Annotated in this window: 23 protein-coding genes; 22 read left to right on the top strand and 1 reads right to left on the bottom strand. The window is 33.0% G+C overall.

Going from position 1 to position 24917, the window contains the following annotated elements; translation table 11 throughout:
• The first annotated feature begins 8 nt into the window (after positions 1-8).
• The 22 genes from EG344_RS01755 (at position 9) to EG344_RS01650 (ending at position 23860) form a co-directional block, all read left to right on the top strand.
• Positions 9-443, top strand: a complete 435-nt coding sequence (locus tag EG344_RS01755; protein ID WP_123907997.1) for a MarR family winged helix-turn-helix transcriptional regulator — start codon at positions 9-11, stop codon at positions 441-443.
• Positions 444-637: 194 nt separating this feature from the next.
• Positions 638-1531 (top strand): helix-turn-helix domain-containing protein, encoded by an 894-nt coding sequence (locus tag EG344_RS01750; protein WP_123907996.1) that lies wholly within the window; start codon positions 638-640, stop codon positions 1529-1531.
• Between the two features lie 128 nt (positions 1532-1659).
• The gene (locus EG344_RS01745) at positions 1660-2526 is read left to right on the top strand and encodes an AraC family transcriptional regulator (protein WP_164464370.1); all 867 of its coding nucleotides are present in this window, start codon (positions 1660-1662) and stop codon (positions 2524-2526) included.
• 15 nt (positions 2527-2541) lie between these two features.
• Positions 2542-2973, top strand: coding sequence for a transposase (locus tag EG344_RS01740; protein ID WP_123907994.1), 432 nt, complete (start codon positions 2542-2544; stop codon positions 2971-2973).
• Positions 2974-2981: 8 nt separating this feature from the next.
• Positions 2982-3299, top strand: a complete 318-nt coding sequence (locus EG344_RS01735) for a helix-turn-helix domain-containing protein (protein ID WP_123907993.1) — start codon at positions 2982-2984, stop codon at positions 3297-3299.
• 910 nt (positions 3300-4209) lie between these two features.
• On the top strand, positions 4210-5052 hold the full coding sequence (locus tag EG344_RS01730; RefSeq protein WP_123907992.1) for a hypothetical protein: 843 nt from the start codon (positions 4210-4212) through the stop codon (positions 5050-5052).
• A gap of 102 nt (positions 5053-5154) precedes the next feature.
• Positions 5155-5442, top strand: a complete 288-nt coding sequence (locus EG344_RS01725; protein ID WP_228412836.1) for an RteC domain-containing protein — start codon at positions 5155-5157, stop codon at positions 5440-5442.
• Positions 5443-5908: 466 nt separating this feature from the next.
• Positions 5909-6025: a hypothetical protein gene (locus EG344_RS24475; protein WP_164464369.1), complete on the top strand. Its 117-nt coding sequence runs from the start codon at positions 5909-5911 to the stop codon at positions 6023-6025.
• A 32-nt stretch (positions 6026-6057) separates the two neighbouring features.
• A complete protein-coding gene (locus tag EG344_RS01715) occupies positions 6058-6399 on the top strand; it encodes a helix-turn-helix domain-containing protein (RefSeq protein WP_228412835.1) in 342 nt (113 codons plus the stop codon).
• 679 nt (positions 6400-7078) lie between these two features.
• On the top strand, positions 7079-8890 hold the full coding sequence (locus EG344_RS01710) for a polysaccharide biosynthesis protein (protein ID WP_228412834.1): 1812 nt from the start codon (positions 7079-7081) through the stop codon (positions 8888-8890).
• 72 nt (positions 8891-8962) lie between these two features.
• Complete coding sequence (locus EG344_RS01705; protein WP_123907991.1) at positions 8963-9751, top strand: polysaccharide biosynthesis/export family protein; 789 nt, start codon at positions 8963-8965, stop codon at positions 9749-9751.
• A gap of 9 nt (positions 9752-9760) precedes the next feature.
• Positions 9761-12112: a GumC family protein gene (locus tag EG344_RS01700; protein ID WP_123907990.1), complete on the top strand. Its 2352-nt coding sequence runs from the start codon at positions 9761-9763 to the stop codon at positions 12110-12112.
• Between the two features lie 15 nt (positions 12113-12127).
• The gene (locus EG344_RS01695; protein WP_123907989.1) at positions 12128-13432 is read left to right on the top strand and encodes a nucleotide sugar dehydrogenase; all 1305 of its coding nucleotides are present in this window, start codon (positions 12128-12130) and stop codon (positions 13430-13432) included.
• Between the two features lie 23 nt (positions 13433-13455).
• Entirely contained in the window at positions 13456-14577 is a 1122-nt protein-coding gene (gene wecB, locus EG344_RS01690) for a non-hydrolyzing UDP-N-acetylglucosamine 2-epimerase (protein ID WP_123907988.1), read from the top strand.
• Between the two features lie 4 nt (positions 14578-14581).
• Positions 14582-15790 carry a UDP-N-acetyl-D-mannosamine dehydrogenase gene (gene wecC, locus EG344_RS01685; protein WP_123907987.1) on the top strand — a complete coding sequence of 403 codons (1209 nt, stop codon included), beginning with the start codon at positions 14582-14584 and terminating at the stop codon, positions 15788-15790.
• Positions 15791-15793: 3 nt separating this feature from the next.
• Positions 15794-17158: a lipopolysaccharide biosynthesis protein gene (locus EG344_RS01680; protein WP_123907986.1), complete on the top strand. Its 1365-nt coding sequence runs from the start codon at positions 15794-15796 to the stop codon at positions 17156-17158.
• Positions 17159-17605: 447 nt separating this feature from the next.
• Positions 17606-18502: an oligosaccharide repeat unit polymerase gene (locus tag EG344_RS01675; protein ID WP_123907985.1), complete on the top strand. Its 897-nt coding sequence runs from the start codon at positions 17606-17608 to the stop codon at positions 18500-18502.
• Entirely contained in the window at positions 18475-19605 is a 1131-nt protein-coding gene (locus EG344_RS01670; protein WP_123907984.1) for a hypothetical protein, read from the top strand. The genes EG344_RS01675 and EG344_RS01670 overlap by 28 nt, the downstream gene beginning before the upstream one ends.
• 14 nt (positions 19606-19619) lie before the next feature.
• Positions 19620-20747 carry a glycosyltransferase family 4 protein gene (locus EG344_RS01665; RefSeq protein ID WP_123907983.1) on the top strand — a complete coding sequence of 376 codons (1128 nt, stop codon included), beginning with the start codon at positions 19620-19622 and terminating at the stop codon, positions 20745-20747.
• Positions 20748-20898: 151 nt separating this feature from the next.
• On the top strand, positions 20899-22134 hold the full coding sequence (locus EG344_RS01660; protein WP_123907982.1) for a glycosyltransferase family 4 protein: 1236 nt from the start codon (positions 20899-20901) through the stop codon (positions 22132-22134).
• A gap of 431 nt (positions 22135-22565) precedes the next feature.
• Complete coding sequence (locus EG344_RS01655; protein ID WP_123907981.1) at positions 22566-23171, top strand: sugar transferase; 606 nt, start codon at positions 22566-22568, stop codon at positions 23169-23171.
• Between the two features lie 80 nt (positions 23172-23251).
• Positions 23252-23860 carry an acetyltransferase gene (locus tag EG344_RS01650; protein WP_123907980.1) on the top strand — a complete coding sequence of 203 codons (609 nt, stop codon included), beginning with the start codon at positions 23252-23254 and terminating at the stop codon, positions 23858-23860.
• 153 nt (positions 23861-24013) lie between these two features.
• Here EG344_RS01650 and EG344_RS01645 read toward each other — a convergent pair whose 3' ends face one another.
• Positions 24014-24847 (bottom strand): glycosyltransferase family 2 protein, encoded by an 834-nt coding sequence (locus EG344_RS01645; protein ID WP_123907979.1) that lies wholly within the window; start codon positions 24845-24847, stop codon positions 24014-24016.
• Positions 24848-24917: the final 70 nt, after the last annotated feature.

Below are 24917 nucleotides of genomic sequence, written 5' to 3'. Positions count from 1 at the left end.
AGTAAAGAATGAAAAAAACAAAAGGAGAAGAACTTCCAATTCGCAGGCAGTTGGGGATCGCAATGGTAGAAACGTATAATATTGTCTATGAAAGATCGCAGGATTTTTTTGCGGTGTATGGGCTAACTTCACAGCAATATAACGCGCTTTCTATTTTGCATGATGCGGGAGAACCTTTGTCTACCTCGGATATATTAAAGAGAATGATGGAAAAGAATGCAGGGGTATCCAGACTGGTAGATCGTCTGATTATCAAGGAGCTTGTAGAAAAAAATGTTAATACGCTGGATAAACGTCTTATTGATGTAAATCTAACAGAAAGGGGCAAGGACCTGTATAATAAGGTTACTACAGAATTGTCTGGTGTTGATGATGTCTATAAGGGGCTGACAGATAAGGAGGTGGAAGTTCTTCTCAACCTTTTGGACAGGATGAAACAATAAAAGTTTCAGGATTCTTTTTCAAAATTGAGATAAATTGCTAAACTTTTTCGATCAATTTTGATGCTTATTTTATGCTGAAACAAATATTTTTGTTTTAAAGATTCACTAAATACAATGATGAGGAAAATGCAGCTGACTTTTGGTTGAAGTAATATGATTATTTAAATAAAAAAAAACCAAATACTATTATCTTCATGCAACGATCATTCAGTTCTTATAATAATAACCATTCCCAACACCTTAATTATAATGCAGCGGATCCAGGAATTGTTTCTTACCTGAATATTGGTAAAGATCATATGGAGGGTGGAGTTGAAGAAAGAGCATTTTCTATGTTTCTGGTAGGTAAAGGGGTTGGAAGTCATGTGATAGATGGTAAACCAAAAGATGTTCATGAAAAGCAACTGCATTTTGTTTTTTCTGGACAGGATAGTAATTGGGCCCTAAATGAGGATAAGGGTCTTGAAATTGATACATTACACCTTTCAGAGACGGTATTCGAAACCTTTGGAAGTTATCTGAAATATCCATTTTCACACTACATGAAAGTGGGAGCAATTACTTTAACAGAGGAAAGCTTTGAAAAATTCAAGTATGAGTTTATGAATATTGCAGAGGAACTTGAAGACAGACAAGGAGGTCTACTGACTGCTGAATTCAGGCTTAAGGTGATTATGCTGATGCTCAGTAGGGAAATTTACAAGATGCATTATGAAAAACGTATGGACTCCGCATGTCTGCTTTCAAGATTTATTACCTTGGTGTTTGAAAATTTCAGGGAACACAGAGATGTGAAATTTTATGCAGACGAATTGGCGGTAACCACCAATTATTTAAACATCCTTTGCAATAAGCACCTGGATAAAACAGCTACTGCGATCATTAATAGGGAGTTATTAGCTGAAATCAAACAATATTTGATAGCTTCTAATTTATCAATAAAAGAATTAGCAACGTTGATGCACTTTAGATCGGTCAGTAGTTTTCATACATTCTTTAAGAAGAATACTGGTCTGACGCCAAAAGATTTTCAAAATAAATATATGGGTACTGATATTTCGACTACAATATCTGAAGACCTATCATAATAAAAACTAAGTTTTCCATTAAGATTTCGATTCTGAGAAGCATATTCTTATCCGGTTGGTGATAAGGACAAATTTGTTGTCTGAAGTCATGACGATTTCGGCAAGATTAATCAATAAATATGTTTGTGATGATTGAGAAAAATGTTCCGATTCAACGCTTTAGAGAAATACAAGACAGGCTGCAGATGTACCATAATATTGTTTTTCATCAGCCAAAAGGATTATGTCCTTTATATTATCCCATTAGCCATGACTTCTTTTCATTGATTTTATTCGAATCTGCCGAAGGGAAACATATTATCGATGGTAAGGAATATATAATACAGGGTACCCAACTTCACATGGTATATCCGGGACAGGTACATCATTGGGATTATCAAAGTGATCATGGGATATATCAGTTATTTATCAGTGGCGATATTTTTGAACGTCTTGGCGGACTGATGCAGCTACCGGTTTTCATCTACAAAAAAAGGCCCGTCATCGATATGGAGAGAAGTGTGTTTCATCGTCTGGTGCATGAATTTAAATACATTAGGGATGAACTTATTACTCCTTCGCCGGTGATGAGTGAAATTATATATTCTAAAATGAAGATCATAGCCAGAGAAATCTTCAATGAAATACAGAAGAATGAGGAATATTCTAAGGTGTATGAAAACCATCCTATATTGTTTGATTTCATGCTTTTGTTAAATAAAAATTTCAGCCAGGAAAGGAGCAAGAAGTATTATGCAGAGCAGCTGAGAATTAATTCCAACTATCTCAATATTCTCTGCAAAAAATATCTTGGCAGAACGGCATCAGAAATTATAGAAGGTCAAACGATGGAAAAGTTAAAATACAAATTAATGGTAGATCAGGAACCTTTGAAAGACCTCGCTTTTGATTTTAATTTTAACAATTATGGCCACTTTTCAGGTTTTATAAAAAAGCATACAGGGTTAACACCTAAAAGGTTTCGGTCCCTCTATGGTGTACGGGTAGTAAAATAGTAATCAGTAATAAAAATGATATTTAAAGACATCCACATAGGCAGCTGTATTGAACAAAAGATAAAAGAAGATGACGTTGAAATGGATCGTCTCACAAAGTTTTTCAATAGAAGTGAAGAAAAGATCCAGGAAATGCTTGTACAGGATGAATTACCAACTGGCACCCTTTTGATGTGGTCTAAGATTCTTGAATATGATTTTTTTCGGATTTATTCTCAGCACCTTATTTTATATGCACCCCAAAAGAGACAGGAGGATGAGATAAGGAAGAATAATAAAAGCTCTGCTCTTCCTAAGTTTAGAAAAAACATTTACACCAAGGAGATTATAGATTTTATTATCGACCTCATCAACTCAGGACAGAAAACAAAGCAGCAGCTCATCGATGAATACAGGATACCCAAAACAACCTTGTATAAATGGCTCGACAAGTATAACGATAAATAAGAACCACCATGAAATCACTGGCACAGGGTCCAAATTATAGAAAAATTTTTGCTGATATTATAGAGATGAAGCATCCTGAAAAGAAGCATCGCTGCAGTAATATTCTGGAAAAGAAAAAGCTTTCTGTACTGGATGTTGTTGAATTAAATACGATTATATTCGGATATCAACCTGAAAGTCAGAAATTCAAGTCTTACGATGAAAAAGCGATCAAAGAAATCCTTAATCATCAGCTAAAATCTAAGCTCAGCAATACTCAATTGGCAGAGATATACAAGCTGAGTAGGAATACAGTAACTGCCTGGAAAAGAAAGTATCGTTATTAATATCAGTATAAAATGAACTAAGGTAATTAAATGCTTGGTCTAAGAATATATAGCAGCAGCTTGATCAAATTCAAGCTGCTGTTTCATTTAACTTCCCTAAGTGCATAGGTTATTATAATGCTGCTAATACTTCTTCTAATTAGTGGAAATTAATGTTAATTAGATTATAGATTCGGTTTCTCTTTACTTAAATTTCATGGATAATTAAAACGGATAATCATAATAAATTGCATATCGTTTTTAATCTATTTGTTAGATAACAATTTGAGTAATCTATTTTAATATTTTTTAGCCATTTGAGTGATTCTTTAAAATCCGATTTTAATTTTGTCACCGTTCTAGATGAGAACGAAACATATAAACTTCTATTCCCACCAAAAGAGGTAGGAATGACCATTGTAATAATTTACGAGCAAATAATCAATAAGGAGTTTGTTGACGATAAGTTCACCGAGAAAGATATTCATATTGCATTTGAAAAGATCTATCGCACCAATATTCGGTATCCTAAAGAAGTTTACAGTGGTCATATTATGGATCTTCAGAAGTATTTTTCGATTATGACCAGGAAAAGCAAAAATATTTTTTCAAGGATTACGCATATAAATTCTGCTTACACGCAAAGGAAACGCTTAAGGGTGTCTAATTGCTGTTAAAACACCTTCAGATGGGGATAAATGGAGTTCCAAATAGCCTTTTTGAAATAGTTTCTGAACTTCAATTAGCTATTTTGTTATTATTATTTGAAAGTTAACATTGCATTTGCAAACTTACACGGGAATCTAACTTTTTATGTTTATAGATCAGAGAATATAAAATATTTAGAATACTTTAAATAACTGATAGAATAATATAGGTTAGTCTTTTTTTGGAACTGGTTCTAAATTTGTCCATAATAAATACAATTAAAATGATAAAAGAAATTAAATTAAAAAACACTTTCTTCTTTTTAACGTTATTGTTTTATAGCATTGCATTTGGACAAGTAGGTGTAAATACAGTGGAACCGAAAGGGACTCTTGATGTAGTGGGCGATGCCAGTAATTCATCAAAAGTTGATGGAGTCATTGCTCCAAGACTGACTGGACAACAGTTAAAAGATAAAGATAATGTTTATAATGCAGCACAGGATGGAATAATAGTTTATGTAACAAATCCTCTTACGGAGGACAATACTAGTACAAGAACTGTAAATATACGTGAAAAGGGATATTATCATTTCGATTCTACAAGAGGGCCAGATGGACAATGGATAAGGATGTTTAGCCAATATGCAACTATTCTTGGAGGTGGAGTAAAAGGTAATGCGAGTAATGGTAATTCTGTTGAAGTTATTTCTGCTAATGAGACAGTTGGAACAACAACTTTAGTTACAAGAACTTTTACTCTTACAAGGAATTCTATTGTTAGTTTTAATAGTTCAGTACCAGTAGAAAATGTTAGATATGCTAATCATCAACTTATAAATGATGGAACCAGTAAGCTTATAGGTACCAATATTTTAATGACAGGTCCAAGTTATAATAATGTGGTAATATTCAGATCGGCAATTCCATTCTCAAGTTCAGGAAATGACTATACAACTGGAATATTTCAAGTAAATGGGCAGCGAGTTTTGAATTTGGCACCAGGAACCTACACTGTTAGCCTAAATGCAGTGGTGTATGCCGATGATCAAAGAGGTATCAGTGCTATATTTGGAGGGACTTCAGCTGATACAGTTTTAGATATTATTTCACATCCATTACCTTAGAACTATATAGGAACAACACTAATTAAGATTACTAACTGTATCGATATATAAAAGATTGCTTGAGTGGTCATCTATTCATTTAATTTACAATTTATTTGAATATTGCAAATTTCAACGTTTTATGATTATAAAGTTGCGCGAATAATTTCATACGATCTACTTCAAGCATATTTGTCCTCAAAATTTACCAAACCTGCCTATCAGGAAAATGAAGTCCTAGATATCAATGAAGATGCTGAATTTTCCTGGACAGATTCAAAGAACGCTCTTATTGAACTAATTTACGCCCTCCATATTTCCCGTAGTGTATCGAATGGGAAAGCAGGAATTACACGGACCAGGCAGATACTTTCATTGAGATATAGATCTAGTTATAAAATGAACAATTAATGAATGGTTTTGATATGTTTTTTTGGGGAAATTGTTTATTAAGTTTACAATATGTTTAACATTCGTTTAGAATGTGCTTAGGTTGGTTTCATTTTCGGCAGAAAAGGGTTTTTAGTTATTATTTATTAATTCTGCCGGAGTTTTGAAATTTTTAATGTAGTTTTTTTATAAAAAAAGAGACCAGCTAACTTTTTTATCACTTGTTTTTTTACTTTGCTTTTCAGGAAGTCCTGAAAAGCATTTTTTTTGAATAAATCTAACATATAGTGGAATAATATTGTAAACCGTTGTATCATGATATTGCCTTAGTTTTGGCTTGTTTAACAAGTGGTCACATGTCTGTATGTGGCTAAGTTTTTTGGTGATAGTCCAACGGAATCCGTTCCGTTGGTTTTTTTCTAAAAATGTAAATGCTTAGATAAGTATCATTAATTTTATTGAGATTGTACAGCAGGCGGAAAAAACATTGAACCTTTATCTGGGAAATATTTATCAAATAATTTGGTATATAAAAAACAGAAAATATAAAAGAAACTTGTTTTTAGAATTTTTGAATAAAAATCTCGAAAAAATTCTTGATTAAGATAACTGTTGATATTGAAAAAAATTTGAATTATGAATATTGAAAGAATGGAATTTATCAGATGGATGGAGAAAATTATGACCAGATTTGATATTCTTCATGAAGAAATAAACTCGAAACAAAATGAAATTTTTTCAATTGATGGTGAGCAATTGCCTGATAACCGGGATGTACTTCAGTTCCTTAAGATAAGTTCAATATCGCTTCAAAGGTACAGATCGAATAAGATGCTCCCTTACTATAAAATCAGTGGAAAGCTATATTATAAATTGTCAGATGTTCATCAGCTGATTAGGTATAGTTTCAACGGTCAACTGATCCATAACCTAAAAGCCTTTAATAATGTTTTGGTTATTTATTACATGGGAAAGTGAAATGTATGTTTGTTATTATTTTTAGGATAAGCAATGACTATTAATGAATGATAATTCTTTTGCATATCTATATTTTGTGTTTGGTAATTTATGTGATATATACTGTCCTTAAGAAACTTGAAAAGTTAAAGAAAATTGTTCCTGGCTGTGGAGGAAATACAATCATGCGGTTCATATGGTAATACCCATGATATGATAAGAAAAAGTACTGGCTTTAAGACAGTACTTTTTTTATCGGTAATAGATATTATAAACGCATAATTAATAAAGTGATACAAAATCATAGTATTAAAATTAAATTCATGCATTTTAGTTAGATAATTTAAGCAACTAATGGAATAAAATACATAATTAACGCAGCTTCCTTTAAATCTAATTTTGCTAATATAATTTTAGATAATGCACACTTTATTATACCGATTGAAATACGAGGACTTTAGTGATAAGTCAAGCGTATTGTTTTCTGTCATTAAGTGACGATATAACACAAAAAGGGGTATATGGCTGTTTTGTCAATTTAATCTGATAAATATTCAAGTTGAGAGGGATTGGTACTATTTTTTTTAGTAAAAAGCACATTTTTAAAGTTTCGTATTTAAGATACATTCCAAGGTGGTTGGTTCTTTTTATTGATGTGGTAATTATTCTATTTTCTATGCTGCTTTCACATTTGTTCTTGTTGAACCTAAATGTAAAAGTTAGTTTTCAAGATTATGTGATTGATGAAAGAAGTGTATTGCTGGTTGTAAATTTGGTGTTTATCTTACTATTTAAAACATATGCAGGTATTATTAGGTATACTACTTTAATTGATTTTTTGAGAATTTTAGCAGCGTCGGGAAGTACTTTTTTATTTTTTTTGTTGGCTAATTCCATATCAAATTTCGTATTAGGAAAATCAATTTATTTCAATTCTTATTTATTCCTGTATTTTTTGATTTCTGTATCTCTGATGTTCTTTTTTAGGATGATTTCAAGATACCTATTTTATGCTTTGAAAGATATTCAAGAGGATTTAGCAAAAACTAAAATTGCAGTGATTGGAGTAGGAGAAGAGTCGGTAGCAATTGCAGCTGCAATTATGCATAATTCTAATCACTCCTATAGGCTTGAGTGCTTTGTGACAAATAGGTCAGATTCAGTATATGTATCAGTATTAGGACGTAGGATAATTCATAAAGATCAGTTTCTTAAAAACAAGAAGATAATCCACGATCTGGATGCTCTGCTTCTTACTCATGAAACTTTAAAAAAACAAGAGTTAGAAGAATGGATGACATTGGCGCTGGATTATGACTTAAGGATTTTAAAATCTAATTTACTTTATGAAGCCGGTGTCGGTAATATGGTTGAGGGAATTGGCGAGTTACAGATTGAGGATTTGTTGGATCGGAAACCCATTTATATTGAACGAGAGAAAGTAAAGGAATTTCATTTTGAAAAAAATATATTAGTTACTGGTGGTGCGGGTTCCATAGGAAGTGAAATTGTCAGGCAGCTCTCACTATATAAACCATCAATTATTGTAATTATTGACCAAGCTGAATCACCATTATATGCGCTAAAGCTTGATTTACAAGACTTATTTCCTGGACAAAAGTTTGAATTTATTTTAGCGGACATTTCAAATCGAAGTACATTGAACAAAATATTTGAGAAATACAGCTTTGATATGGTGTATCATGCTGCTGCGTATAAGCATGTACCCCTGATAGAAGAAAACCCGCAGGAAGCAATATTTGTCAATGTATTAGGTACCAAAAATCTGGCTCTTTTGGCAAAGAATTATAAAGTTAATCGATTTGTAATGGTTTCTACTGACAAAGCAGTAAATCCATCTAACGTAATGGGAGCTTCTAAAAGAACAGCTGAGCTCTTTGTTCAATCACTGCAAAACACTCCTGATAATATAACTCAATTTATTACTACCCGTTTTGGAAATGTCCTTGGTTCAAATGGATCTGTGATTCCCCATTTCAGAAAACAGATTGAAAAAGGCGGGCCTGTAACGATTACCCATCCTGATATTATTCGTTATTTCATGACCATTTCAGAAGCTTGTGAATTAGTTCTTCAGGCAAATACAATGGGAAGTGGTGGATTAATTTATGTATTTGATATGGGAGAACCTGTCAGAATTCTAGATTTGGCAAAAAGAATGATCAGATTATCTGGTTTTACACCTGATGTGGATGTGAAAATTACATTCATTGGTTTGCGACCCGGCGAAAAGCTATACGAGGAGCTGTTGAGTAATAATACGATGACAATGCCAACCTACCATGAGAAAATCTTGATATGTAAGGACTATTCAATGGAATTTAACCAAATAGACACTTTAAGTAAAAAGTTAATTTCTGCTGCATTAAAAGAAGATCAGTTATGCGTTGTAAAAATACTTAAAACTATAGTGCCTGAGTTTAAAAGTAACAATTCAGAGTTTGAAATTCTGGATAAGGATATTTCCAATTTCAAAAATACGACTTCTTAAAGGAGTATAAGGAATTCACTCTTCTAAAATACACTCAAAAACATTCTATCACCTTAATATTTTAATAGGACTATGAAGAAGACAATCATTAATTACCTTTTCCTTCTTTCATTTATTGTTTTATCATGTAAGCCTAAGCAAAACATGGTTTATATGTCTGACAATCAGATGGAGGAACAAATTGTACAAGCTAAGTTTAAAGGATTGAATATTCAGGAGGGGGATGTACTGCTAATTTTAGTTTCCGCCATGGATGAGAATGCAGTAAAACCTTTTAATTTGAATACAATAAATAAAGTAGGTAGTGAGACAGCAACAGGTTTAAACCAATATGTACAGCCAAGTGAATATCTTGTTGATGAATATGGTAATATTAATTTTCCTGTTCTGGGAAATGTTTACACAAAAGGTCTGAGCAAAGTTCAGCTTAAAGATCACCTGGAATCACTTTTGAAAAAGTACCTCACAGATCCTTTGGTAACGATAAATTTAAAAAATTTCAATGTCAGTGTTTTAGGGGAGGTCAAAGTACCTGGGCAGAAAGAAAGTACAACGCAAAAGCTTAATATTTTTCAGGCATTAAGTCTCGCTGGTGATATGACTGACTTTGGAGATCGTAAAAAAGTAAAACTGATTCGTACGGGAGACAATGGATTAGAACAAGTAATAAATCTTGATCTCTCCAGATCGGATATAGTTTCTTCACCCTATTATTATATGAAACAGAATGATGTTCTGTATGTAGAACCTGACAGAAATAAACAGGTTCAGGCTAATTCAAACCCTAACAGGGGATTAACTTTTCAGATTATTGCCACTGCGCTTGGAGTTGCTACTTTAATATTTTCTCTAACCCGATAAACAAAACTTATGGAGCAAACAGATCTTTATGAAAAGGAAGAGAAAATTGATTTCAAAAAATATATCATTAAATATTGGGGGAAATGGCCTTGGTTTCTGGCTTGTATTCTTTTCTTTAGCATAATAGCTTTCCTCTATCTCAGATACAGTGTGTTACAGTATGAATCAAAAACTACCCTTAAGTTTGACAAGAAACAGACCGATCTTACCTCTGCACTCGCTGATTTGGATAACTTAGGAATTGGTATAGGTAATGTTGATGAGCTAAAAAGTGAAACTGCAGTAATAGTATCTCGTCCCATTTTAATGGAAGTGGTAAAAAAGTTGAACCTCAGTGTTCAGTATTTTAATACTGGAGATATAAAAGATTCCGAGTTGTTTGCAGAACTTCCTTTTACTGCACAAGTTATACATTATATGAAAAATAAGGATTTTGTTTCTTCTCAGTATACTGTAAATATTGAGAAAAACGGAGGCTTTACTTTAATTGATGAAAAGAAGAGACGTATTAAAGGAAGTTTTGACAAAGCGCTGCAGCTTGATTTTGGTACTGTGATTTTGCAGAAGGCTGTTGGGAAAGTTTTTCGCTCGGAATATAAAATAGTTTTTTGGAATCCCATTGAAAGAGTAAAGCGGCTGGAAGAAAAGATTATAGTTGAATTACCTGATCCAAAAGCAATGCTTATCGAAGTCAGCTTGATCGGATCTGTACCGGAAAAATCTGAAGCTATTCTCAATGAAGTAACCCGACAATACAATTTGGACGGTTTAAGAGACAAAAATCTTCAAGCTCAGAATACGCAGGAATTTATTGATAAGAGACTTGAGGTAATTACCCGAGACCTATCCGGTGTCGAGAATGAAAAAGAAAACTTTCAGAACCGTAATCGTATTGTCGATTTGGAGGCTCAGGCTCAATTAGCGTTACAAAATACAAATGAGAGCACTAAATCTTTATTGTTGCAACAAACTCAACTGGAATTACTAAAATCTCTTGATACAGAAGCTTCAAAAGGGGGAAATAATCAATTAATGCCTTCGAATTTGGGACTTAATCCATCATTGGAAAGTAGTATTGCTAAGTTTAACGAATTGCTTATCAGCCGTAATAAAACTTTGAAGCAGGCTACCCTTGAAAATCCCGCTGTTATAGAAATGAACAAGCAGATTGCTTCATTGAAAGAAATTATACGTGAAAATATCCAACAGCAAAAGTCTGTAGTACAAGCTTCGATCAATCAACTTAACGGGCAGATTTCATCAAATAATAAAATGGTAGAAAAGGTTCCCGGACAGTCGAAGGTTTATCGGTCAATTGAGCGTCAGCAGAATTTGAAGGAGCAGCTTTTTCTTTTTCTTTTACAAAAGAGAGAAGAAAACGCTATTAATCTTTCTGTGAATGTTCCAAAAGCTAAAATTGTGAATCCTGCTTTTACTTTGGATCCTCCTGTCTCGCCTAAGAAGAAAATTGTATTAATAGGCTCTTTACTTGCTGGTGTTGGAGTTCCCTTAATAGCTTTTTATCTTTTCTTTTTATGGGATGATAAAATTTATAACCGGAATGATATAAAGGATCGTTCTTCACTTTCGGTTCTTGCCGAAATTCCAGCACTAAAAGTTGAAGATGTGCATCTGGTACAGCGTAATGATTTTTCAGTATTGGCAGAAGCTTTTAGAGTACTTGTATCCAATTTAAAATTTATGCTTCCGGCTAAGCAGGATGCAAAAGTTATTTTAGTAGGATCTTCAGTAAAAGGCGAAGGGAAGACACTTGTGTCTGTAAATCTTGCGCTGACCTTAGGTAATAAAAATGGGCGTTCCTTACTTATTGGATCGGATATCAGAAATCCTCAGATTCAGAGGTATGACAGCGAGTCTGTTAAAAGGCAGGGGCTGACTGAGTACTTATATGATGAGCAGACTGATGTAGAGCAGCTGCTGCATACTTCAGATACGAATCCCTATTGTGATATTATTTATGCGGGCAGTATACCTCCTAATCCACAGGAACTTCTTTCTAATGGAAGGTATCAGCATCTTATTAAAGAGGTATCCGCAAGATATGCATATATCATTATCGATTCTGCACCACTAATGCTGGTTACCGATACGCTAAATATTTCAGATACCGCAGACGCTACATTGTATGTAGTCAGATCTGGTATTTCCAAGAATATTCTAATTGAATTTGCAAATAATCTGGTTAGTGATTCGAAGCTTAAAAACGTTGCTTTTGTTATTAATGGAGTTGATAAAAATGCTGGGGGCTACGGCTATGGTTATAACTATGGTTATGGATACGGTTATACTAAAGATCAAACGCAGAACTGGTGGACAAAGTTTTTTAAGAGAAAAAACTAAAATACAATATGTTATATGGATAAACAAACTCATATCGTGATCATTGGCCTTGGGTATGTGGGGCTTCCATTAGCCCGGTTATTTGCTACCCAGTATAAGGTGGTGGGCTTCGATATTAATGATGCTAGAGTAGCCGAGGTGAATAATGCTCAAGATCATACTTTAGAAGTTTCGAAAGAGCTGTTAGAGTATGTTCTTATTAAAAAAAATCCTTTTAAAACAGATACTGTAAAAGGGCTATACTGCTCATCGAATCTTGATGACACTAAAAAAGGCAATGTTTACATTGTTACGGTTCCAACGCCGGTAGATAAACATAACCGTCCTGATTTAACTCCTTTACAAAAGGCCTCAGAAACAGTGGGGAAAGTATTGAAAAAAGGTGATATTGTTATATATGAATCTACGGTTTATCCAGGAGTAACGGAGGAGGAATGTGTTCCTTTATTAGAAAAAGTATCTGGATTAATTTTTAATAAAGATTTTTTTGCCGGATATTCTCCGGAACGTATTAATCCTGGTGATAAGGAACGTACTATCGAAAATATTTTAAAAATCACCTCAGGTTCAACTCCCGAAATAGGAGAAAAAGTCAATAAGCTTTACCAATCCGTAATTAAGGCTGGAACCCATTTAGCACCTACGATAAAAGTTGCGGAAGCAGCCAAGGTTATAGAGAATTCTCAACGTGATATCAATATTGCTTTTGTTAATGAGCTAGCTAAGATTTTTAACCTTTTAAATATTAATACAAACGATGTGCTGAAAGCAGCCGGAACAAAATGGAACTTTTTGCCGTTTAGGCCAGGTCTTGTCGGTGGACATTGTATTGGGGTCGATCCTTTTTACCTGGCACAGAAAGCTCAGGATGTAGGATACTATTCGGAGCTCATTCTTACAGCCAGAAGATTAAATGATTCGATGGGAAGGTACATTGCTTCTGAGTTCATTAAAACTATGATTAAAAAGCAGATTCAAGTTATAGGAGCTAGGGTTCTTAATCTTGGAATCACCTTTAAAGAAAATTGTCCGGATGTTAGAAATACCAAAGTGGTAGATGTTATTAATGCAATGGAAGAATATGATGTTACTGTAATAACTTTTGATCCCTGGGCAGATCCTCAGGAAGTAAAAAAAGAATATGGTATAATCTCATATAAGGATTTAGAAAATATTAGAAGGCTTGGTAAATATGATGCCATTATTCTGACGGTTGCCCATCAGAAGTTTTTAGAGCTTGATCTCATTGAGTTTTTAAATGAAGGTGGAGTTATATATGACGTAAAAGGAATATTAAAAGCAGCAGATAACAGACTTTAAAGTCTTCTTAATAAACTAAATGTATGAAATCAAGACACTTGATTATTTTTGGAACCCGTCCGGAAGCCATAAAAATGGCCCCCTTAATAAAGCAGCTGATTAAAAATACTGATTTTGAAACAAAGGTGTGTGTGACAGCACAGCACAGAGAAATGCTGGATCAGGTTTTAGATTTTTTTGAAATAGAAACTCATTATGATCTGAATTTAATGAAACCGGATCAGAATTTATACTCATTAACAGCAGATATAATCACTCAATTGAAACCTGTATTGGAGGATTTTAAACCGGATTTTGTTTATGTACATGGTGATACCACAACTACAATGGCAGGAAGCATTGCCTCATTCTATTCTGGAGCAAAGATCTGTCATGTGGAAGCGGGGCTGAGAACATATAATAAACATTCACCATTTCCAGAAGAAATGAATCGACAAGTAACCGGCAGGGCTGCTGATTATCATTTTGCTCCTACTGAACAGTCAAGAATAAATTTGTTACGGGAAAATGTTCCAGAGCAGAATATAATTGTAACAGGTAATACAGTTATTGATGCATTACTTGAAAGTTCCATGAAAGTAAAGACAATTGAAAATGAAGAGATAAAAAAACTTAAGGAATTTCTTTCTCCTGACCAAAAAATAATTTTAGTTACAGGGCATAGGAGAGAAAATCATGGTGAAGGATTTATCAAGATCTGCACAGCATTAAAAGAAATTGCAACTGAAAATCCAGATGTACAGGTTGTATATCCTGTTCATTTGAATCCAAATGTGAAAAAGCCTGTTTTTGAAATTTTATCTGGAGTAAATAATATTAAACTAATACCTCCCTTGGCTTATCCTGCTTTTGTATGGTTGATGACCCAATCTTACCTTATTATCACCGACTCTGGAGGGGTTCAGGAAGAAGCTCCAAGTTTGGGTAAACCTGTCTTGGTTATGAGAGATACCACAGAACGTCCTGAGGCAGTGGAAGCTGGTACAGTCATTTTAGTTGGAACGGACTCTGAAAAAATAGTTAGTGAAGCCCAAAATCTGTTAACCAATGATTACCAGTATCAATTAATGAGTGCACTTCATAATCCATATGGTGATGGGAAAGCCTCTGAACGTATTGTCGAATTTATTAAAACAAAGCATTAATAGTATGAAGCCAAAAGTAGTTACAGTAGGGTTGGGATATATAGGATTACCGACTTCGGCTTTAATAGCCAATAATAATATACCTGTTTATGGTGTTGATATATCTCAACAAGTAGTTGACACCATTAATGCCGGTAAGATTCACATTATAGAACCTGATCTTGAACAGGCTGTATCAGTTGCCGTTAGTGGGGGATATTTAAAAGCTGATATCAAACCTGTACCTGCGGATAATTATCTTGTTGTTGTTCCTACCCCTTTTAAAGGGAATCATGAACCTGATATTTCCTATGTGAAAGCAGCGACTAAAGTATTGATTCCGATTTTAAAAGAAGGGGACCTTTATATTATTGAATCTACATCACCTGTTGGTACAACTGAAAAAATGATGGAATATATATTTTCGGAACGTCCAGAGCTTGATGGGAAAATCTATTTAGCCTATTGTCCTGAAAGGGTACTTCCGGGAAATGTAATGTATGAACTTGTACATAATGATCGTGTCATAGGTGGGGTTAATGAGGAGTCTACTTTAAAAGCTATTGCGTTTTATCGTCAGTTTGTAAAAGGAAAACTTCATCCTACCAATGCACAAACTGCAGAAATGTGCAAATTAATAGAAAACTCGTCTAGAGATGTACAGATTGCCTTTGCCAATGAGCTGTCATTAATTTGTGATAAAGCTGGGATTGATGTTTGGGAGCTTATAGATCTGGCTAATAAACATCCGAGAGTGAATATTTTACAGCCTGGATGTGGAGTAGGAGGCCATTGTATTGCAGTTGATCCTTATTTTATAGTTGCAGATTTTCCTATGGAATCACGTATGATATCTCAGGCAAGAGCGACCAACAATTATAAATCCTTTTGGTGTGCTGAAAAGATAAAATCAGCACGATTGGAATTCGAACTTAAACATGGCTATACACCATCTATGGCCATTATGGGACTAGCCTTCAAACCTAATATTGATGATTTGCGTGAGTCTCCGGCTATTCACATTTTGGAACGTATTATTCAAGATAGTGGAGATGCAGATCTTTATATTGTTGAACCTAATGTAGAGCAGCATAAAGTATTCAAATTGTCAGATTACACGTTGGCAGCAAAAAAGGCAGATATTATTGTTATGCTTGTAGCGCATGATGAATTTAGGGATTTAACATTTAAAGACCATCAAGTCATTTTGGATTTTTGCGGCATAAATAACTAACAGATGCTTAAAAAGATTTTCACATATGGCTTCGTTGAAGGTATTTCAAAAGGATTAAATAAATTAGTCCTTTTGCTTCTGCCTTTATTGATCTCAACCATTGATTATGGAAAGGTCGGCTTAATTGTCTCCATTGAAATATTAATTCCTTTATTTTCATTTTTAGGGCTCGAGCGGGCAGTGTTGAGGTTCTATAGCGACAAAGAAAATTATCCTTCATTTTTAAAATCGATTACTTTACCTATCTTAAGTTTCCATGTTATGCTTGTGATATTTGGTTTAGGTCTATACTTTTTAGGCTTTAAATCAATTTTTGGTATTGAAGTTTTACCAGATATTATTTTAGTAATCATTCTTGTTTATCTGCAAGGAAAGAATAATATCATTCTTAACGTACTGCGTGTCGAGGAAAATCACAATAATTATTTTAAAGGAAGGATAACTATTCAAATTTTGAAGTTTATTCTTGCTCTTGGACTGGTAGCCATTTCTAAAAATTATTTAGGATATATCTTAGGATCTATAATTTCTGCGTGTATTGCCAACATCATCTTTTCCAGATTGATTAATCATAAGGAAAGTAAAATGAAGTTTAATCATTTGACTTTTAAAAAAATGTTCTCTTTTTCCTGGCCTTTTATATTTCATGGTATTGCAATCAATTTGTTAGGAAATGCTGATAAATTTATTATAGAAAGGATGATGAATATGGAAAAGGTTGGACAATATACATTTGCTTATTCTTTAGGAACTACCATCAGCTTTGCTTTTTTAGGTATTTCAGTATTTATTGAACCAATGGTGTATAAAGAGCATCATGCTGGGGCCAGAGAACGTTTATTAAATAAGTTTTTGCTCTATACCTTAACGATAGGTTGTTTGTTTTACTTGGCATTAGCTCTTATAAGTGAATTTTTTCTTCCCTTATATTTTAGCCAATATGCTAAGGTGCTGTATCTAATTCCGCTGATATCATTGTGTTATTTGTTAATTCCGTTTTACTTTAAATCTAATTATAAATTAGTATACCTTCAGAAGAGCAAAGAGTTTGCGGTTCTATCGATTATCTCATGCAGTATAAATATTCTGTTAAATATTTTCCTAATTCCTAGATTTGGCCTTTTTGCCGGAGTACTGGCAACACTTATTTCCTTTGTTATTCAAGGAATCCTGTTTAACATTGTTGCTGAAAAGAAAATAGCTAGTATGGAGCTTATTTACTTTTTAATCCTATCAGGAATAATCTTTATCGCAGTAAGAACCAATCTACATTTCATATATGTATTTGTGATATTATGTATCTACATCATCCTTTTTTATGTGTTTAAAGTTAAAGGGAGACAAAATGAAATTGAATCCTGTCCATAAGCTTAATGCAAGGCAGGAGTATAAATGACGATAATAAATTAAAAAGCTGTGAGTTTAGAAAAAGGTAAAAATATAGTTTTGGTTTGGGTTTATATAAGCATTCTATTTTATGCGGTTTATAAACTATCATTCGCTTGGAGCTATCAGGGGATATATTTTTATACTCCCCATATAGAAGGGATATTATTTTCATATCTGACAGCAATCATTCCTGTTTTTTTTCTCCCTAAAAGATTAAGATTACCAAGTGATTATGTTAATATTTATATTTATGTATTTACGTTTATTCCTTCAGCCTCTGTCCCATTTGTATTGATTAATCCAAGTAAATTCAATTACCAATACTATATCTTTGTTATCGTTTTTCTAATTTCGCTGCTTTATTTATTAAGAAAATCTGGGTATAGGCGACATTTCTTATCATCTATTAACCCCCTGTCTGTAAAAATGATGCCTATTATTTTCATTGGGGTCTATATTATTTCATTTGCATTATTTATTTCAACTTTTGGTTTAAGGTTTAGTATTCCCAGCCTTTCTGATGTTTATGACGTTCGCGCCCAATACAAAGAAATTACGGAAGGAAATATTTTAACAAGATACCTTGTTGGCTGGATGGGATATGTAGTGAATATATTTCTCCTGCTTTATGCTTTACAGACCAAAAACCTGAAGTTATTGATATTTTCTGTTGTATTTCAATTGTATATTTTTACTTTGATGGCACTTAAAAGCCATCTGGCAGCCTATATACTGGCAGCTTTGCTATTTTTTGTATTTAAAAAGTATCGAACACTCAGTAGTTTTAAGTTTCTGGCTTTTACAGTAATTTTTATTCTGTCATTAAGTTTTGTGGATTTTATAACAGGAAATGATCTACTTGAAATGCTTATCACCAGGCGAATTATGGTAGTTCCAAGCCAACTTACCTATTATCATTTTGATTTTTTTGAGCACCGCTCTAAAACATACTGGGCCTTTTCAGTTTTTAAAGATATTTTTAGTTATCCCTATAAGTTGCCTCCCCCGAACATCATCGGTGAAAAACACTTCGGAAATGAAAAAATGACAGCAGTTGTTAATTTATTTATTGAAGGATACACTGCATTTGGCTATTGCGGTGTAGTGATGGTTACTCTTCTTCTAAAAGAACTTTTAAAAGCTATTGATTATATGTTCATCAAAAGAAGTGGAAGAAATATGATCATTGTCATTATTCTTTTGGGGCTATGTAATATTATCAACAGCACCTCTATTTTCACCATGTTATTGACACATGGCTGGTTTATTCTAATCCTATTAATAACAATATTTCCATGGAAAGTTTTAAAAGAATCTTCGTAGCTATTGTATTATGTGCTTTTAGCTCATTGAAAGCAAATGATGTCAATGCTTTAATCAATACTTTGCAGCAGTATCATACTCAATTGGAAAATGGAATTACATCACAAAACAAAAATATACCCTACACAATGGTACATCAGTTTTACATTCCCCTTTTGAAATCAGAACAATATCCGGAACTCAAAAAGTGTTTTGATGACCTTGTCAATATGAATGTTCTAAAAAATATCAGTCAGAGTGCTGTTTTGTCCGATTTAGATAAACAGGTATTTTATTTTTTTGTTGCAGAATATCTTCGTCTTTATTCTGATAATAAAGAATATAATCAGCTTTTAATTTTAATTGGAGAAAAGATAAAGGAGAACTGGTTGTATAAGCCTGGAAAAGTCTGGTCAGCTGAATATCTTACGACTAAGGGTAAAAAAGAACGAATCGAAAATATACTCAATAATAAGTTTAACGGAGATAAGAGCTACTATAACGCTATAACTGATAATGAACTTTTTCTAATGGCTTCAGGAACCTCTCTAAGTATTAGTGATAAGAAGGATCAAGATTTTAGGGATATAAGAGATACTTTTTATAAGGTGTTGAAAAATCTTGTTGTTTTCCAAGATATGGATCAGTGGGCGCTTCAGCCTAATATTTGGAAAGATCACCCTGACTACGTATCGGTTAGAAATAATTCGACAGTTGACTGGGATGTATCCCACTTTTCGAGAGTTCCTGCTTACCTTAATCTGTTGGAAGTTTCCATGATTTCACCTGATGAAAAGCAGTATGTCAAAAGGTTGCGGACAGGTTTAGCTTCAAAGTTTTTATCCAAGGTTGTTCAATACAATACTAAAACTAAACTGTACTCTTTTAATAATTATATGAACGGTGTTAATGTCAGTTATAGGGTAAATTATAAATCCAAGTCTGGAGGATATGCACCAGGTGGTAACTATATGCATATTTTTTATGGATGGTGGAAGCTCCTTAATAACGAAAGTATTACCACTATGTATCAGAGCTTACTCATCAATTTTGATAAGTATTCAGCACAGAATGAACAAATTAATGTGCGTAAAGAATTTTATAGAGAATTATTGTCATTATAATAATCAATCTAATAATGAAAGTACTGCATATTTGTAATGATTACTCTTATTCAAAAGTGTATAAGAACCTTTATCAGGAGCTGGACAACCACGGAATTGAGCAAATCATTTATCATCCGCTTAGAAAGGAATCAAATAAGGGTAAAAATAGTTTTGAGTTTAAAACTCAAAATTCAAAACTCATCTATTCTTCATTCTTACTAAAGACCTATCATAGGATATTATTTCGGGTAAAAATAAGAATACTTTTTAAAGACATAAAGGAAAATATTGATATTCAGTCTGTTGATGTTACTTATGCAACTACCTTATTTAGTGATGGTGCGATAGCATATCAATTGAAAAAGAAATTCGGGATCCCCTATGTTGTTGCAGTCCGAAGTACAGATGTGAATTTCTTTCTCAGATATCGGCCTGACCTAATACCTTTAATGCAAGGTATTTTGCAAAATGCATCCAAAATTATCTTTATAAGTAAGGGTTTAAGAGATCTATTCTATAATCATCCAAAAATTAAAGAAATTGTTTACAGGCATAGAGAGAATACAATTGTAATTCCTAATGGTATAGAGAATCTATGGTTAGAAAATTTATATGTTAATAGAGTTCAGAATCATGCCCAAAATTTGCTTTTTGTTGGACGTTTTGATACTAATAAGAATGTAGAAAATGTGATAAAAGCACTTGTCTATCTGAAAGCTGACTATCCCAATGTCAGACTTAACCTTGTTGGAGGTGGTGGAGACAAGGAACAACTTGTTCATGACTTGATTGTACGACATAAAGACTGGATTAGTTATTTAGGTTATATCTATGATAAGGTGGAACTACTACATATCTACAGACAAAATAACTATTTTATTATGCCATCAATCTTTGAGACATTCGGTCTTGTTTATATCGAAGCATTATCTCAAGGGCTACCCGTATTATATACGAAAAATCAAGGGATAGACGGAATATTTAGTGAGAGAATTGGAATTGGTACTTCTCCGGATATCGAGGCGCTGGTGCACAATTTGAGAGAGTTGCTCGATAAGGACAATTTTGATTTATCATCTATTGATTTTGACTCTTATAACTGGTGCAATATTGCGGTAGATTATGTAGATATCTTTGAAGAAGCAATAAAAGGCTGTTGAATATAAAATATTGATAGTGAGTGTATTAATAGCTTAAAAACACCTATAAAATTCATGAGTTATTACTTCATATCTCAAATGAAGTAGCTAACGGACTAGTCATCTGAAACCAATATTCTTAAAACAAGATCTAATTTTTAAATATATAAATATGAAAATTTTATTGCTACATCAGTATTTTCTAGAAGAAGAAGATCCTGGTGGGTCCCGGTGGAATGAAATAACCAAAACATGGACAGAGGAAGGACATGAAGTTACGGTTATAGCCGGTATGGTTCATTACAATGGTTTTACAAAAAGAGAAGAGTATAAAAAGAAATACTTTGTAAAAAAGAAACAGGGAGCAATCACAGTACATCGTACTCATGTTTCAGAATCTTATAATAGCGGTTTTATAGGCCGCTTATGGGGGTATTTTTCTTTTATGTTTTCTTCTTTATGGGCTGGTTTGTTTAAAGTGAAGGGGAAATTTGACGTAGTAGTGGTTACGTCCCCACCATTATTTGTTGGAGGAGCAGGGTATTTGATTTCAAGGTTTAAGAGAATTCCTATGATCTTTGAAGTACGGGATTTGTGGCCGGAGTCAGCCATTGATATGGGGATTCTTAGCAATAAATTAATTATTAAAATGGCCTATTGGTTTGAATCTTTTATGTATAAAAAGGCTACTCTGATCAGTGTATTGACGCCTGCTTTTTATAACTCTTTAATTAAATTAAAAAAAGTTAAGAAAGAAAAACTAGCAGTGGTACCCAATGCTTCTAATTTTGCTCTATCAGATGGTTTGCTTCATGATTTTGATCGAGAACAATTTAGACGAGATAATGATTTAGACGAATATTTTGTGATTATTTATGTGGGTGCCCATGGGGTAGCCAATCATTTGAAACAGGTCTTAGATGCAGGAAAGATATTGGAGGATACTAATGTTCTTTTTTTATTGATTGGTGAAGGTATGGAAAAAGCAAAATTGAAACAAAAGGCTCTTCAAATGAATGTTTTTAATGTACGATTCCTTGATTCCGTATCAAAAAAAGAAGTGTTAAAATATATAATTGCGTCTGATATGGGTGCTTCTATATTAAAAAAAATAGACACTTTTAAGACCGTATATTCTAATAAAACATTTGATTATTTTTCATGCAAAAAGCCAGTTTTGATGGCAATTGATGGAGTGTCGCGAGTGTTAATCGAAGAGGCAAGGGCAGGGGAGTATGTTGAACCTGAAAATGCTGATGAATACAGTCGTGTGATCAGAAGTTATATGGCTGATCCTGAAAGGTTGTTGAGAGAAGGTGAGAATGGTTATCAGTATGCCAAGATTAATTTCGATAGAGAAATTATCGCCAAGAAATATCTAAATATTATTCGTGAAAGTATTCAATAATAAGAAAGACCGTCGCTCACCGCGAAGGTCTTTTTATTATTAATAATCATTAGTTTGCGATTATGGAGCTATGAATCTATAGAGAAAACCTAGGTTACCATTCTTGTGAGAATTATTTATACTGTCAGTTTAGAAGACAGTGAAAACCAGATTGGATTGATAAACAGCAATAAAAAGAAATAAAAATATAAAGAATTAGAATAAAATAGACAATTTTTTGTAGACTATAGATTTTACCTTTGGTATTAGGAATTCATACATGAAGGAAGACAGATTCTTCTGTCTAATCTGAAGTTTCGCTGATCTTATGAATAGCTTCATAACAGACATCAATAAATAAAAGATAAGTGTTCTGTACAATCTTGCTTTTATTTATTAATTAATAAAGTCAGAATCTTTAAGCCTTTAAACATATTATATCACACTTAAGAATGTATAGACATTTTTTTAAACATTTATTTGATTTTATAATGGCTGTTATAGGTCTAATGATCTTATCTCCAATTTTCATAATTATTTTTATAGGTCTATATATAGTAAATGATGGCTACCCTTTTTTCTTTCAAGAACGCCCGGGGCTCAATGGGAAAATTTTCAACATTATTAAGTTTAGGACGATGAATAATAAAAGAGATGTACATGGTAAGTTATTAGAAGATGCTCAGAGGTTAACGAGGGTAGGACGAATTGTTAGAAAGACTTCGTTAGACGAAATTCCTCAATTAATTAATGTTTTGAAAGGGGAAATGTCTATTGTAGGACCAAGACCGTTTCTACCTAATTATTTACCGTTATATTCTGAACAGCAGATGAGACGTCATGAGATTCGTCCTGGTATAACTGGATGGGCGCAGATAAATGGTAGAAATCTTATTTCATACACGAAAAAAATAGAATTGGATATTTGGTACGTTGATCATGTATCTTTTGTATTGGATGCTAAAATATTAATACTAACCTTAAAAAAGGTTTTTAAAAGTGAAGGTGTCAGCCAGATTGGACATGTAACTGCGGATGATTTTAATGGGTATAATTAGGATATCTTTTGAATAAGCGAATGGTGTTGAATTTACATTTTAAATAATAATCAGTTTTCAATAATTATAATAGTAGTTTTATGTATTTATATGGAGCAAGTGGTCATGGAAAAGTCGTTTTAGAAATTGCTGAAGAAAACGGATACAATATTGAAGGTTTTATTGATGAGGATATTTCTAAAATAATGTTATTAAATTACACTGTTACTCACAGTGTTCCCCTTTATGCTATTGATGTGGTGATTACAATTGGAAATAACAAAATAAGAAAAAAAATAGTCAATGGAAACCCACTATTTAATTATATGACATTAATTCATCCTAAAACAACAGTGTCAAAAAGAGTGAAAATTGGAGAGGGGACAGTTGTAATGCCTGGTTGTAAGATTAACTCCGAGGTCAATGTAGGAAAACACTGCATAATTAACACAAATGCATCTGTCGATCATGATTGTGCTATTGAAGATTTTGTTCATATATCTCCAGGGGCATCATTAGCAGGTGCTGTATCAGTGGGTGAGGGAACACATATTGGAATAGGAGCTGTAGTAATACAAGGTGTTAATATTGGCAAATGGTGTACTATTGGAGCAGGAGCAGTGATCATTAGAGATGTTTTGGATGGAGCAACTGTTGTTGGAAATCCAGGACGGGTTATTAAAATGAATGAATCAAAATATGATCAATGATTTTCTGTACTGAAAATCCTTAGTATACTATATAACAAATCACAATTTGATCAACAATTTAATAACTGTCAATGATGCCCTATTATGTATTCATACAGGGTTATGAAAAGCTTTTATATTCTCAATAATAAAAGAAGGTGATTATGATAAAATCTAGCCTTTTAACAACACCATTAGTTTTAATTTTAAACGATACAAAATACTGACCTGGTAATTTAATAGCTGGAAAATTTCTTCCGGATAGACTAAAGTATCAGGTACTTTATTATGATTAATATACTTTATATTTCTTCTTTTTAAAGTGTCATGAATAACTAAGGCGAATGATTTTTTTGCATCAGCTTTTCCTTTATTTTGAGATATTCCTTTGTCATGAAGTCTATATTTATATAAAGTTTGTTTAATAAACTTTGCGTTTCCGTGTTCTAATATTTTTAAGTATAAATCTTGATCTGCAGCAGTCCTTAAATTAGGGTTGATACCTAATGTTCTATCATAAATATTCTTTTTGAAAGTGAAGAAATGTGCCATTTGTATGGGGCAATTAAAGAAGAGATTATCATTATAGATTTGCTTGGTTTGGTGGAAAACTTTTTGTGGATTTAAGTTCTCATCACAAAGCATCATTTTAGAGTATGTACAAACAATATTTCTACTTTGGTCATACTGTCTCATGGATTTTTCTATCGCTGAAGAGTAAAGTGCATCATCAGGATCTAGAAAAGCACAGATTTCACCAGTGGCATAGTCCAGACATTTTTTTTTAGTAAAACCACAACCTTTATTTACAGTATTCTCTATTAACAAAAACCTATTATTACCTTTAATTAGCTGTTTGATTATATCTACGGAATTATCAGTAGAACAATCATCAACAATAATAGCTTCCCAATTAGTATAGGACTGCTCTAGTAAAGAGTCGTAGCATTGCTTGAAATATCTTCCATTATTATAATTAGCAATTAGAATTGAAATTTTCTTTGTCATTTCAAATTGGTTTTAGTAAGTTATTTTAAGTTTTTAATACTCTAATTGAGTAAGGTTAGATGTGAAAAAA

Source organism: Chryseobacterium sp. G0162 (assembly GCF_003815715.1).
GTDB lineage: Bacteria > Bacteroidota > Bacteroidia > Flavobacteriales > Weeksellaceae > Chryseobacterium.
This window is presented reverse-complemented; position numbering and strand designations above follow the sequence as displayed.

Excerpts from the sequence above, each read along its gene's own strand:
- wecC (WP_123907987.1), top strand. The coding sequence starts at position 14,582 with ATGAAGCCAAAAGTAGTTACAGTAGGGTTGGGATATATAGGATTACCG.
- EG344_RS01750 (WP_123907996.1), top strand. The coding sequence starts at position 638 with ATGCAACGATCATTCAGTTCTTATAATAATAACCATTCCCAACACCTT.
- EG344_RS01715 (WP_228412835.1), top strand. The coding sequence starts at position 6,058 with ATGAATATTGAAAGAATGGAATTTATCAGATGGATGGAGAAAATTATG.
- EG344_RS01740 (WP_123907994.1), top strand. The coding sequence starts at position 2,542 with ATGATATTTAAAGACATCCACATAGGCAGCTGTATTGAACAAAAGATA.
- EG344_RS01695 (WP_123907989.1), top strand. The coding sequence starts at position 12,128 with ATGGATAAACAAACTCATATCGTGATCATTGGCCTTGGGTATGTGGGG.
- EG344_RS01660 (WP_123907982.1), top strand. The coding sequence starts at position 20,899 with ATGAAAATTTTATTGCTACATCAGTATTTTCTAGAAGAAGAAGATCCT.
- EG344_RS01645 (WP_123907979.1), bottom strand. The coding sequence starts at position 24,847 with ATGACAAAGAAAATTTCAATTCTAATTGCTAATTATAATAATGGAAGA.
- EG344_RS01700 (WP_123907990.1), top strand. The coding sequence starts at position 9,761 with ATGGAGCAAACAGATCTTTATGAAAAGGAAGAGAAAATTGATTTCAAA.
- EG344_RS01705 (WP_123907991.1), top strand. The coding sequence starts at position 8,963 with ATGAAGAAGACAATCATTAATTACCTTTTCCTTCTTTCATTTATTGTT.
- EG344_RS01675 (WP_123907985.1), top strand. The coding sequence starts at position 17,606 with ATGATGCCTATTATTTTCATTGGGGTCTATATTATTTCATTTGCATTA.
- EG344_RS01730 (WP_123907992.1), top strand. The coding sequence starts at position 4,210 with ATGATAAAAGAAATTAAATTAAAAAACACTTTCTTCTTTTTAACGTTA.
- EG344_RS01670 (WP_123907984.1), top strand. The coding sequence starts at position 18,475 with ATGGAAAGTTTTAAAAGAATCTTCGTAGCTATTGTATTATGTGCTTTT.
- EG344_RS01680 (WP_123907986.1), top strand. The coding sequence starts at position 15,794 with ATGCTTAAAAAGATTTTCACATATGGCTTCGTTGAAGGTATTTCAAAA.
- EG344_RS01650 (WP_123907980.1), top strand. The coding sequence starts at position 23,252 with ATGTATTTATATGGAGCAAGTGGTCATGGAAAAGTCGTTTTAGAAATT.
- EG344_RS01655 (WP_123907981.1), top strand. The coding sequence starts at position 22,566 with ATGTATAGACATTTTTTTAAACATTTATTTGATTTTATAATGGCTGTT.
- EG344_RS01735 (WP_123907993.1), top strand. The coding sequence starts at position 2,982 with ATGAAATCACTGGCACAGGGTCCAAATTATAGAAAAATTTTTGCTGAT.
- EG344_RS01745 (WP_164464370.1), top strand. The coding sequence starts at position 1,660 with ATGATTGAGAAAAATGTTCCGATTCAACGCTTTAGAGAAATACAAGAC.
- EG344_RS01665 (WP_123907983.1), top strand. The coding sequence starts at position 19,620 with ATGAAAGTACTGCATATTTGTAATGATTACTCTTATTCAAAAGTGTAT.
- EG344_RS01755 (WP_123907997.1), top strand. The coding sequence starts at position 9 with ATGAAAAAAACAAAAGGAGAAGAACTTCCAATTCGCAGGCAGTTGGGG.
- wecB (WP_123907988.1), top strand. The coding sequence starts at position 13,456 with ATGAAATCAAGACACTTGATTATTTTTGGAACCCGTCCGGAAGCCATA.